This is a genomic window from Shewanella ulleungensis (assembly GCF_014648315.1).
GTDB lineage: Bacteria > Pseudomonadota > Gammaproteobacteria > Enterobacterales > Shewanellaceae > Shewanella > Shewanella ulleungensis.
The window spans coordinates 1-12,015 of the sequence record NZ_BMQW01000012.1 but is presented as its reverse complement, the minus strand read 5'-3'; the positions used below and the strand labels follow the sequence as shown (position 1 = coordinate 12,015).

Genomic DNA, 12,015 nt, shown 5'->3' with positions numbered 1-12,015 from the left:
ATTGGTGCTTTGGTTTAGGTTTTTAACACGCTACAAGGTGTGTCGACAATGCCTGTGACGTTATGTAATTGGTAAATAAATACATTGCCAGATAACGGATAGTCTAGTAATTCTTGTGGCGATAATTCGATGCGAGATGTGGTGACTATTAGCCAATCTAAGTTAGGCCCACCGATTGCCACGCTCGATGGTTGTACCGCAGGAATAATTAGCTTTTCAACGATCTCTCCCTCTGGGTTATAGCGTACAACGCTATGATCCCCCCATTGAGCATTCCACATAAAGCCTTCTGAATCCACGGTTGAGCCATCTGGAAATACATGATTTTCTGTTGTAGCAAAAATCTGCTTTTGGCTTAACTCATGGCTTTGCTGGCAGTAATTATACCGATAAATACAATGGCGCTCAGAGTCTGCGTGATACATGATACTGCCATCTGGGCTCCAGCATAGGCCGTTCGATATCATAATGTCGCTAAAGATTTTATGGTGTTGCCCTAGGTGGTCGACTCGATAAAGGCTACCTTGTTGGTCTGGTGTATGGCGTGTTTCTACCATGGTGCCAGCCCAAAAATTGCCGTAACGATCGGTTCGACCATCATTAAAACGATTACCAAGCTGTGTGATTTCTGGTTGGCTAAGCCAGGTCATTGCGTGGTTTTCAAGATGATATAGCGCGAACCCTTGCTCAAATGCCACAATTACTTGATATTCATTCTGGTCTGTTAAAAATGCAAAACTGCCGATGCGGTAAGGTAAGTGATATTGTTGGTGAGTTTGGTTATCGATACTGTATTTATGGATGTTGCCCGCCATAATATCTATCCAATAAATTGCGCGATGTTGCGGGTGCCATAAGGCATTTTCCCCTAATTGATTTTGTGAGGGAATAACCTGAATCAACTCACCAATACAAGATGAAATACTAATCATTATTAGCTTTTATTGCTTGTTGATATACCACATTAAAGCCCGCGAGCGTTGCTTCGGTGACATCCCATAATGTCGTGTTGATATTGCAAAAATTAAGTGCTTTAGCAAAGCATTTATTTAGGTGGGGCGGGCCAATAATGGCCACCGAGCTTAATTGGGTTAATTGCCACTCAGTAGCATATTTTGCGGCGCGCACGTCGCCACCAATAAGCAAACCTGACAAATACGCGTGGGCTTGTTTTGTTGTGTATCCCTCAAATAATTGTTTGCTGCGGACACTGAATAATCCATGAGCGAAGTTGTCTGTTGCAGAAGATAGGCTAAAATCTGCTCCTTGAATAAAGGCATCAAAATCAAACTCTAAATCAGACACTTTTTCTTGAATAAGCACACTATTAGAAGACAGTAAGTCATACAACTCACCCGTTAGTGCCGTTTTAAATAACACTACTTTGCCATCTTCAATTAATACCCATTTAGTATGAGTACCTGGTAAACATACTAAATGCCGTCCGTGTAAATGTTGTGGTGCCATGGCTAACCAACCAAGCAAATGGAACTCTTCGCCGCGCATAGAATCATGTAGATGGTTGTGTAATTGGCAGCGTAACCCCGGATAAATAGTCACTTGATGACCTAGGCAATTAAATCGAGTACCTGCGCTAATCACTTCCGTCGGCGAAATTGGACAGGCTAAGTATTGGGTTTCTTTCCAGCCGATACTGGAACCTATTTGACCTATCATCAAAATGGGCAATTTACCAAAATGTGTTGCCCAAGGCGCTACACTATCCATTAACGTTGTTTGAAAATCAGTAGTGATTTTCTTTACGCCAACATTGTTGCCTTGTTCAAGTACAGTAAGCGGTTTATTGGCTTCAGCCAAACACAGGTAAGCGCGTAGATGACTTGTACCCCAATCTACCGCAATAAAGTGTTGATGTTCAGTAAACAAACTAGGCTCTCCCACCGTCAATATTTATACACTGCCCGGTGATGAGTTCACTGTTATCGGATGCTAAAAAAAGTGCTAACTTAGCGACATCTTCAGGGGTAATACGGCGTTTTAATGCCATGGCATCAGTCCATTTTTGTTCTTCTTGCTCAGTAAGCCAACTTGCGAGCTGTTTTTCTGTCGCCACCCATCCCGGTAAAATAGCATTGACGCGAATCCCTGCTTCACCAAATTCACGAGACAATGAACGTGTCATGCCGATTAATCCTGCTTTTGCGGTAACGTAGCCTGTCATTTGTTGCGAGCCTAATAATGCAGTAATGGAGCTGAAGTTAATAATGCTGCCCGAATGCTGGAGTTTCATTTGGGTGTACGCTGCTTGAGAGGCAAAAAAGGCTGGGTCTAGGTTAATTTGCATGCATTTGTGCCAGTCATGTGCAGAAATAGTTTCGACATCCTGGCGTGCGTCATTGGCGACATTGTTAATTAGCACATCGAAGCGGCCAAAGTGCTTAGCAACGTCTCTAATTGCTAACTGGAGTGACTCTGAATCGGTGGCATCAACAGCCCGAAACCAGATAGAGGTGAGGTCATATTGTGTCAGCTTTTGCTTAAGCCTATCTGCTGCTTGTTGGTCTATGTCAATAAAGGCCACTTTGGCGTGTTGGCGGGCAAAGGCTTCAACCATTGCGGCCCCAATACCACTGGCTCCGCCGGTAATAAAAATGACTTTGTTTGTTAAGTCTTGGTACTGAGTGGACTGACTCACAGATAACGCTCCAAACCTATTATTTTTGATTATGGTTAACTAGCGGTACTTTGGATTAACAACTTAATCCGATAAATAATATTTATTTTTAGTTATTTTTAACATTAACAACGAGTAAAACAAAGTTATATCGTTATTGCATTTAAATATGATATAACAGATTTATGTACTGAATATTGGACAGTAAAAGGCATGAACACTTCACCGCGTCAAAATTTAACTCATCAGCTCACCCACGATCTAGGTATTGCCATTGTAAAAGGGGTCTATCCTGTTGGTGAAGGTTTGCCGTCTGAAGCTGATTTATGCATCGAATATGATGTAAGCCGCAGTTCTACTCGTGAAGCGGTCAAAATGCTGTCTGCTAAGGGCTTGATATCATCGCGTCCTAAGCAAGGTATCCGAGTGTTGCCTGAAAGTAATTGGAACATGTTTGATACCGATGTATTAAAGTGGATTTTAAGCAGCAAACCGTCATTAGCGTTATTAAAAGAATTTACCCAAGTACGTGTTGCGTTAGAGCCTCAAGCCGCAGCACTCGCTGCCATGAATGCGTCGGACGAACAAATTGCTTCTATCGAAAAAGCCCTAGATCGCATGGTAGAAGCGGAGCAAGGGTTAGATGATCCGTTAGAGGCCGACATTGCTTTTCATACCAGTATTTTGATTGCCAGTGGCAATCGTTTTTTTGTGCAGTTGACCGAGTTTATCAGCACAGCGCTTAGAGTCAGCATTCGCTACACCAATAAAATTAAAGGTGTACCAGGTGCTGATGTACAAAAACATGCCGAGATTTTTGAAGCGATAAAAGCACGTAATCCACAACAAACACGCGCAGCAGTGTCGATGATTTTAGAAGAAGCGCTTGAGTTGATTGAGTCGAAGTTATAATCATTAACGGACAACGCTATAATAAAAAAAGAGCATCTAAATAGATGCTCTTTTGCTTATGGGGATAAGTTGAATAGGTATAACTTGTTACTTCACTTCGTTTAATTTAAAAATTAGTGATGTCTGTGGGAAGGTAATAGGTAATTGCATGCCAAAGGTCATTAGCGCTTCACCGCTAAAGGTTTGGTTTTCTATTACGCTTAATATTGATTGCGAGTAGAATGAAAATCCAGCAGGCCACACCAGTGACAGGGTGTAATTTTTGTCAGCATCTAATCCGGAAAAATGATATTTAGGTGGGTTAGTGCGTTGGGTTTCTTTTACGCTGTTATAAGCAAATAACCCCTGTGATTGGTTAGCGTTAACGATACCAAAATTGATTGAGTCGCCATCAGTATTCAAGCGTACTAGCTTGCCACTATGGATTAATTGACGATGTTGTTTGTGCAGTTTAATAATCTGTTTCAGCTGCTGACGTTCGTCATCGGTTAATTCTCGCGGGTCCATTTCGATACCCATATGACCAAAAAACGCTACAGCTGCGCGCATGGCAATACTAATGTTGCGGCCTGTAATATGGCAATCACGTGGACCCACGTGCGCGCCCATTACTTCAGCAGGAAAGAAGAATGAGCAACCACGTTGAATAGTAAGTCGGTCTAATGCATCGTTTGAATCAGATGTCCAAACTCGGTCGGTATAACGCAGTACGCCGTAATCAACACGAGCGCCACCAGACGAGCAGCTTTCTATTTCAACATGTGAGTTTGCTTGTTTTAGGCGTTCAATTAATGCATAAGCGGCCAGTGTTTGTTGGTGTACCGCAGGTTTGCCCGCGAGGTTACCCGCATGGTTTAAGTCTCGGTTCATGTCCCATTTTATGTAGACTATTTGCGGATATTCGACCAAAATATCGTTAATAGCATTAAATAAATAGTCTGTTACCGCTGGGTTGGTCATATCTAGTACCAACTGTTTTCTAAATTTGAGTTGCTCGTTACCTGCAGTTTGCAGTGCCCACTCTGGATGCTTACGATACAAATCACTGTCTGGGTTAACCATTTCTGGTTCAAACCATAAACCAAACTCCATGCCCACTTTGTTGACATGATCTATTAATGGCTGCAAACCGTCTGGATAAATTTCACGGTCAACAGTCCAGTCACCCAAACCGGCAAAGTCACCACGACGGCCTTTAAACCAACCGTCATCGAGTACAAAGCGCTCTGCACCAATATCGGCAGCTTGAGTCGCTAACGACTGTAATACAGCGACATCATGGTCGAAATAAATCCCTTCCCAGGTGTTGTAATGCACTGGTCGCGGTTTTTGGCGCACTTTATCGGTGATTAATGATTGACGTACAAACTGATGAAAATTATGCGACAAACCACTAAAGCCTTGGTTTGAGTATGCGGTATAAAGTGTTGGGCTTGTATAAGACTCATTGGGCGCTAGGGCTAGCTCACCTGGCATTAACAACTCGCCTAATTGCGCATAACTGCGACCTTCTGCCAGTAATTCAGCGCGCATTTTATGGTTTCCACTCCAACCTAAGTGGAAGCCATAACATTCTCCACCTTGCTCGTGGGTCAACTTGTTATGCATAACCATACCTGGGAAGTTGTCGTGCGAAGTTTTACCTTTGCGGTTTTCACGTACAAAGCTGCCCAAGAACATGTCGAATGATTTGCGTTGAAACTCATTTGACCAACGGCCTTCAAAAGACATTATTTGGTCGATGTGTAGCGGCATCGGGATTGTTGGCGCTGCGCACCAGTTCACATTAACAGCGTCATTGCCTAAGTTAGTTAGCTCGGTGGTTGCACTAAGAACGTCAGAGTGTGGATGTAAAGTTAGGTGATGTTTGACACTCAAACTGCGCAAACTATCGATAGATTCAAAAATCACTTCGTTAGCAGACGGTTGGGTAATTGAAGTTAATGTACCGCCAATAGACCAAGCCATATTGTTATCAAACACTTCAATACCTGGAGCACCAGTAAAGCCTTCGCCCATTAAAGGCGACAGCGAAATCGGTGCCTCAATCACTACAGAACACTTAGCCTCTTGCCTTGTGCTGAGTTGTTTCATCATGTCGTAGGTGGTTTTTGACGATAGCTTTTTGCCAAAATATAAGATTGCTGGGGTTTTATTGTTGCAATCAATAACCAAGCTGGTGTGCTGGCCATTTAGCAAAACGAATTGTGGATGATGCGACATGAGTAAACATTCCTTGATTGAGAGTCTCGTTTAACCGTTCTGTGCTGCATAATTAAAACGTAATACAATGGATTGAGCCACTAATATCCGCAACAACACTGAACTAGCTACTTAAAATACTATATATCATATAAATACTAAGTTAGTATATTATCTGTCATTAAAAATTCGTTAAACAACCCCTATTAATGCTGATAAAACTAGAATAAATGACTTTGATTCTAGTTTTAGTCTGAGGTTTTACGCACAATTTATTGGAGATTAACATGTTAGGAGTTTGCTATTACCCAGAGCATTGGCCTGAATCTATGTGGCAACAAGACGCGAAAGAAATGCGTCAGCTTGGATTGCAGTACGTGCGAATTGGTGAGTTTGCGTGGTCTAGAATTGAAGCTCGCGACGGAGAGTATTCTTTTGAATGGTTAGACCGTGCTATTGAAGCGCTTGCCAATGAAGGACTGCAGGTGATCATGTGCACCCCAACAGCAACGCCCCCTAAATGGTTAATCGATAAATACCCAGATATTTTACCTGTAGACATTAACACCGGCACCACTCGTGGCTTTGGTTCGCGTCGTCATTATGATTTTTCTAGCGAAAATTATTTCCGTGAAGCCATGCGTATTTCAGCGGTGATTGCGGAGCGTTACGGTAAGCACCCCAGTGTATGTGGTTGGCAAACCGACAACGAGATTGCGTGTCATGACACAACACATAGCGGTTCGTTAGTGGCCAAGCTGGCGTTTCAGAAGTGGTGTAAGGATTATTATCAACATGATGTTGAAAAACTTAACACTGCATGGGGCAATGTGTTTTGGTCGATGGAATATCAAGACTTTGAACAAATTGAGCTGCCTATTTTAGCTGTGACCGAAACTAACCCTGCACATCAATTGGCGTATCGTCGTTTTAGCTCAGACCAAGTGGTTAAGTTTCATGATGCGATGATTGACATTATTCGTGCCCATGCCCCTAATCGTTTTGTCACCCACAACTTTATCCCGCTGGTAGACACGCAGGCCGATAACTTTGCGTTAGCGAAAAACCTCGACTTTGTTAGTTATGATAATTATCCGTTGGGTCGTTCAGATATGTTCTTTAAACATATGCCAGCGGAACAATTTAAACCTTACATGCGTACAGGTCATCCTGATTTCTCAAGCTACTCGTTTGATCAAAGTCGTGGCGTAAGCAATAAGAACTTTTGGGTCATGGAGCAACAACCAGGCCCTGTAAACTGGGCGCATCATAATCCGCGTCCTGAAAAAGGCATGGTCAGGCTATGGTCGTGGCAAGCATTTGCTCACGGCGCCGACTGCGTATGTTATTTCCGCTGGCGCCAAGTGCCATTTGCTCAAGAGCAAATGCACGCAGGTATTAAACGTAACGACAATTCAAAAGCTGCTGCCTGGTCTGAAGTGGAGCAAATGCGTGATGAATTAGCCAAGGTAAACTTTAGTTCTAGTGATCCTGTACAAGCTAAAGTGGCGATTGTAACGGGTGCTAATAGCCAGTGGGTGACTGAAATAGAACGCCAAGGTGACAGTTATAATCATCAACGGGTTGAGTTTGCTTACTATTCAGCGTTACGTCAATTAGGGTTAGCAGTTGATTTTGTGTCAGTAGACCATGATTTAACTCAGTATAGTCTCGTGGTTGCACCGTGTTTACCCATCGTGCCACAAGCATTTGTTGATAAATGTCAGCAAGCTAATGTACATCTGCTGATTGGCCCGCGCTCTGGTAGTAAAACCGATGAATTGTCATTAGTGCCTACGCTAGCGCCAGGAGTATTTCAGGCATTAGTACCTGTAAAAGTGTTATCGACTGAAACCATTCGTCCTGATTGTAGTGAAGTATTGCATTTTAACGGGGTTGAGTTTGAAAGTCAGTGTTGGCGAGAAGAGCTAGAACTTGCTGATGGTGTTAATGTTGTCGCAACTTATCATGACGGTAGTCCTGCTGTTGCGCGTTATCAAAATACTAGCTATGTGGCGACACTCACTTGTGATTCGTTTTTACTAGAGTATTTTACTGTTTTGGCTGCGGAATTAGGGTTAGTCACTATTACGTTACCAAAAGATATGCGTCTTGTGCAGCGTGGTAATTATGCTTATTTATTTAACTATGCTGGCTATTCACAAACCGCACCTAGTGCGTTACAAGGCCAATATGTATTAGGCTGTGCAGATCTCGCAGCTTATGACGTAGCAATCATTAAACTCATTTAATTTTGCTTTTACTTTAGTAACATCATGGTTATTAGTTAATCATGATGTTACTAGCTCGCAAGCTGAGCCGACTCTGCTGATATCTCTACTGCATGGGCCTGTTTTGACTCAATGTTCTTCCATACTTTGTCATGGAAATAGAACACTACTGTGTTTACCGCGGGTTCTAGTAAGGCAATCGTACCGCCAATAATAATACTTCCTGTTAATAAGTAAGTAATCGTAAATGCAACGCTGAAGTGTAATATTGCAAAGCTAATGGTCTTTTTCATGGTGAATCCCCCGTTTGATTTAATTAAATGATAACAGTTATCATTATCATGTAAAGGGGGTTGATTCGATTGTTTCAAATGGAAATTTCGATTAGGTTTATTCTTTAATATGTAAAGTAATAAAAGCCCTTGGGAAGGGCTGTTATTATTGATGAGGTTGCAGTGCTCTAGTTTCCCGCTTAGCAGGTAAACTCAGCCTTAGTAGTGCCAAGGAAAACGGGAAAAATCCTGGTCTCGTTTCTCTAGAAACGCATCACGACCTTCTTGAGCCTCTTCGCTCGCATAGGCTAAACGTGTTGCTTCTCCCGCAAACAGTTGCTGGCCAACTAAACCGTCATCAGTCATGTTAAAGCCATATTTAAGCATGCGCATCGCCGTAGGCGATTTTGAGTTAATCTCTTTGGCCCAAGCTAATGCTTCTGTTTCAAGTTCAGCATGAGGAATCGCACGGTTAACCATGCCCATATTAAAGGCTTCTTCTGCGGTATAATTAAAGCCTAGGAAGAAGATCTCTCGAGCGCGCTTTTGGCCAATCATCTTCGCTAAATAAGCGCTGCCGTATCCGGAATCAAAACTTCCTACATCAGGGTCCGTTTGTTTAAATACCGCATGCTCTTTAGACGCTAACGTTAAATCACACACTACATGTAAGCTGTGGCCGCCGCCAACAGCCCAACCGGGTACAACAGCAATGACCACTTTTGGCATAAAGCGTATCATCCGTTGCACTTCTAGTATATGCAGGCGCCCCATACGAGCGAGATCAGGCCGGCCTTCTTCAGCGCCTTCGTATTTATAACCATCTTTGCCACGAATGCGTTGATCCCCGCCCGCACAAAATGAGTACTGCCCTTTTGCCGAAGGACCATTTCCAGTTAATAGCACGCAACCCACATCAGACCATTGTCTAGCATGATCTAGAGCCACAAATAGCTCGTCTACTGTTTTAGGGCGAAATGAATTAAGGCAATCTGGGCGGTTGATTGCGATACGAACGGTACCCTGAGATTTTGCGCGATGATAAGTGATGTCTTCAAAGTTGAATCCTTCGACAGCATCCCACAAGGCTGGGTCAAAGATGTCTGATACTGATTCAGGTTGTGATTGTGTCATAAAAAAACCTAGCCCCTATTGTAGATATTACACAAAGGCTAGGCTTATTTGATACTTAGGTCAATTTGTTACCGTAAAAGCGTTAACTCACTCAGATTTTATCGCAAATAAATTGTAGATTCTCTTTGCTAAAAACAGGGTGGCGGGCACTGCTATGACAATATTGACCTTTAAACTCAGCAATACTCTCATTACTCACAAATATGCCATCTAACTCGCGAATTTCTATCGTCGATAATCGCTCATAAATTTCAGCTTTAACTTGTGGAATATGCTTGTCGACACGGATGATTTTTGTTCCCGTCATCGAATCCAATTTTTTGTCAGCCTTAGTAAACATGCTTGTGATGTCATTAATTGGCTTATCAAGTTTGTCAGTTTCTGTCGCGAAATAATAAACAACGCCAGCGATAATTGCTAAACCTATCCAACCTCTCATCTTTTTATCCAATAATGTGTTATTACCTATATAATAAGCTAGTTATCGTTCAATATTAAAGCAGTAAGGCTGTAAAATGACGAAAGAATCTAACCCCAAGGATTTCTCCAAACAACAACGTATCAAAATCCATCAACCTGATGCCAGTAAAGCAGACCGTTTCAATCCGCGCAACCGTATTTATGTCCGCGCCATTGATGGTATGTGGACTAAATTACGTCGTCAGATGGGATGGATAGCAATGTTATTCTTTCTATTACTACCCTGGCTACCTTGGGGAGAGCGTCAAGCTGTATGGTTTAATTTAGCAGAGCAAAAGTTTCACGTGTTTGGTTTAACTATTTGGCCACAAGATCTGACCTTACTAGCTGCACTATTTATGATTGCCGCATTTGGCCTCTTTTTTGTTACAACCTACCTTGGTCGGGTTTGGTGTGGTTATACCTGTCCACAAACAGTATGGACCTTTATCTTTATTTGGTTTGAAGAGAAATTCGAAGGTGCACGTAATAAACGTATCAAACTAGATCAAATGCCGTGGAGTGTTGATAAGTTATGGCGCAAAGTGGCTAAACACACCTCATGGATACTGATTTCATTACTCACAGCTACCACATTCGTTTCTTACTTTGTACCAAGTCGTGAACTCTATATCGACTTCATAACACTTAATGCCAGTGGTGGGATCTATTTTTGGGTAATCTTCTTTACCCTCGCGACGTATGGCAATGCCGGTTGGATGCGTGAAATCATGTGTATTCATATGTGTCCGTATGCTCGCTTCCAAGCTGCTATGTTTGATAAAAATACCTATATAGTAGGTTATGACACCAAGCGCGGTGAAACACGAGGCCCAAGAACGCGTAAGCAAGATCCTAAAGAGATGGGCTTAGGTGATTGTATAGACTGTGACTTGTGTGTGCAGGTATGCCCAACGGGGATAGATATTCGTAATGGCTTGCAATACGAATGTATTAACTGTGGTGCGTGTATCGATGCGTGCGACAACACAATGGAGCGCATGGGTTACGAGAAAGGCTTGATTAGTTATACCACCGAAAACAAACTCGACAATATAGAAGAGAAAGTATTAAGGCCTAAACTAGTAGGTTATGGCGTAGTTCTCACCGTAATGGTACTTGTTTTTGTATATGCCAGTGCGACCATTGCGCCAGTACGTATGGATGTTATCCGTGATCGTAATTCATTATTCCGTGAGAACAACCAAGGTTTAACTGAAAACACCTTCACTATTAAAATCCTTAATAAGACGGAACAACCGCAAGAATATGACTTAAGCGTAGAAGGCTTAGCAAATGCTCAGTGGATAGGCCCACAACATGTTGCGATTGACGCGGGTGAAGTATTAACTCTACCTATTAGTATCGCAGTTGACCCTATTGAACTAAAAAGAACCATTACCAAGATAGACATTAAGATCAGTGCACAAATAGATGGTAGCCCAATAGAAATCAAACAGGAAACCCGTTTCTTTGGCGGCTAGAACCTAGCAAAATAGACCAAAAAGGGACGAATAGTCCCTTTTTTGTTCTTTTCGATTGAAAAAACACCTCTCGGTCATGTTTTTGCAATATTTCTGCTTTTTACGCTTGCACAATATTTTTAGCTCCCTATAATGCGCAACCACTGACACGGCAAGCGGCTCACGCCAATGACGAGTCAGTTTGAAGGATTCAAATTGAAACCTTCAAGGCGAAAAGAAAGTTTGAAAAAACACTTGACGCCAACCCGGGAAAGCGTAGAATACGCAGCCCAAGCCAACGACCTAGCGTCAACGGCCACTAAGCGAAAGATTGATTCTTTTGGTATTAGTACGCTCTTTAACAATCTAAACAAGAAATCTGTGTGGACATTCACAGGTATTGAGTTATTCGAAATTGTCTTCTTGTTCTTCGGAATGTAGGCAATCAAAAATTTAACTCAATGATGAGAATGTTCATAGTAATATGACACTACAGCAATGTAGTGAGTAATTTGTAAGCTCTTTGAGCGAAGCGAATTATGACAGTAGAATTCATTGAGCCGTTCGACGTAGTCGAACAAAAAAACTTTAATTGAAGAGTTTGATCATGGCTCAGATTGAACGCTGGCGGCAGGCCTAACACATGCAAGTCGAGCGGTAACAGAAAGTAAGCTTGCTTACTTTGCTGACGAGCGGCGGACGGGTGA

The 12,015-nt window shown here is 42.4% G+C and carries 10 protein-coding genes and 1 rRNA gene; 4 read left to right on the top strand and 7 right to left on the bottom strand.

Annotated features, from left to right (window positions below; translation table 11 throughout):
* Window positions 1–14: 14 nt before the first annotated feature.
* Genes IEY40_RS17545 through IEY40_RS17535 form a run of 3 tightly spaced genes read right to left on the bottom strand, consistent with a single transcriptional unit; the run spans window position 15 to window position 2,656 of the window.
* Window positions 15–932: an SMP-30/gluconolactonase/LRE family protein gene (locus IEY40_RS17545; RefSeq protein ID WP_188958493.1), complete on the bottom strand. Its 918-nt coding sequence runs from the start codon at window positions 930–932 to the stop codon at window positions 15–17.
* On the bottom strand, window positions 925–1,887 hold the full coding sequence (locus tag IEY40_RS17540; RefSeq protein WP_229777152.1) for a 2-dehydro-3-deoxygalactonokinase: 963 nt from the start codon (window positions 1,885–1,887) through the stop codon (window positions 925–927). Before IEY40_RS17540 ends, IEY40_RS17545 begins: the two co-directional genes overlap by 8 nt.
* Before the next feature lies 1 nt (window position 1,888).
* Window positions 1,889–2,656, bottom strand: a complete 768-nt coding sequence (locus IEY40_RS17535; RefSeq protein WP_188958489.1) for an SDR family NAD(P)-dependent oxidoreductase — start codon at window positions 2,654–2,656, stop codon at window positions 1,889–1,891.
* Between the two features lie 192 nt (window positions 2,657–2,848).
* Between IEY40_RS17535 and IEY40_RS17530 the strand changes: the two genes are divergently transcribed.
* Window positions 2,849–3,547, top strand: coding sequence for a FadR/GntR family transcriptional regulator (locus IEY40_RS17530; RefSeq protein WP_188958487.1), 699 nt, complete (start codon window positions 2,849–2,851; stop codon window positions 3,545–3,547).
* Between the two features lie 87 nt (window positions 3,548–3,634).
* Here IEY40_RS17530 and IEY40_RS17525 read toward each other — a convergent pair whose 3' ends face one another.
* Window positions 3,635–5,770 (bottom strand): alpha-galactosidase, encoded by a 2,136-nt coding sequence (locus IEY40_RS17525; RefSeq protein WP_188958485.1) that lies wholly within the window; start codon window positions 5,768–5,770, stop codon window positions 3,635–3,637.
* 266 nt (window positions 5,771–6,036) lie between these two features.
* Between IEY40_RS17525 and IEY40_RS17520 the strand changes: the two genes are divergently transcribed.
* Window positions 6,037–8,001: a beta-galactosidase gene (locus tag IEY40_RS17520; protein ID WP_188958483.1), complete on the top strand. Its 1,965-nt coding sequence runs from the start codon at window positions 6,037–6,039 to the stop codon at window positions 7,999–8,001.
* Window positions 8,002–8,051: 50 nt separating this feature from the next.
* Here IEY40_RS17520 and IEY40_RS17515 read toward each other — a convergent pair whose 3' ends face one another.
* The 3 genes from IEY40_RS17515 to IEY40_RS17505 form a co-directional block, all read right to left on the bottom strand.
* Window positions 8,052–8,273, bottom strand: a complete 222-nt coding sequence (locus IEY40_RS17515; RefSeq protein WP_188958481.1) for a DUF2061 domain-containing protein — start codon at window positions 8,271–8,273, stop codon at window positions 8,052–8,054.
* Window positions 8,274–8,471: 198 nt separating this feature from the next.
* Window positions 8,472–9,386, bottom strand: coding sequence for a 1,4-dihydroxy-2-naphthoyl-CoA synthase (locus IEY40_RS17510; protein WP_188958479.1), 915 nt, complete (start codon window positions 9,384–9,386; stop codon window positions 8,472–8,474).
* Window positions 9,387–9,477: 91 nt separating this feature from the next.
* The gene (locus IEY40_RS17505; RefSeq protein ID WP_188958477.1) at window positions 9,478–9,825 is read right to left on the bottom strand and encodes a hypothetical protein; all 348 of its coding nucleotides are present in this window, start codon (window positions 9,823–9,825) and stop codon (window positions 9,478–9,480) included.
* A gap of 76 nt (window positions 9,826–9,901) precedes the next feature.
* Here IEY40_RS17505 and ccoG point away from each other — a divergent pair, with 76 nt between their 5' ends.
* Window positions 9,902–11,329, top strand: a complete 1,428-nt coding sequence (gene ccoG / locus IEY40_RS17500) for a cytochrome c oxidase accessory protein CcoG (RefSeq protein WP_188958475.1) — start codon at window positions 9,902–9,904, stop codon at window positions 11,327–11,329.
* A 568-nt stretch (window positions 11,330–11,897) separates the two neighbouring features.
* Window positions 11,898–12,015, top strand: a 16S ribosomal RNA gene (locus tag IEY40_RS17495); the annotation flags it as partial.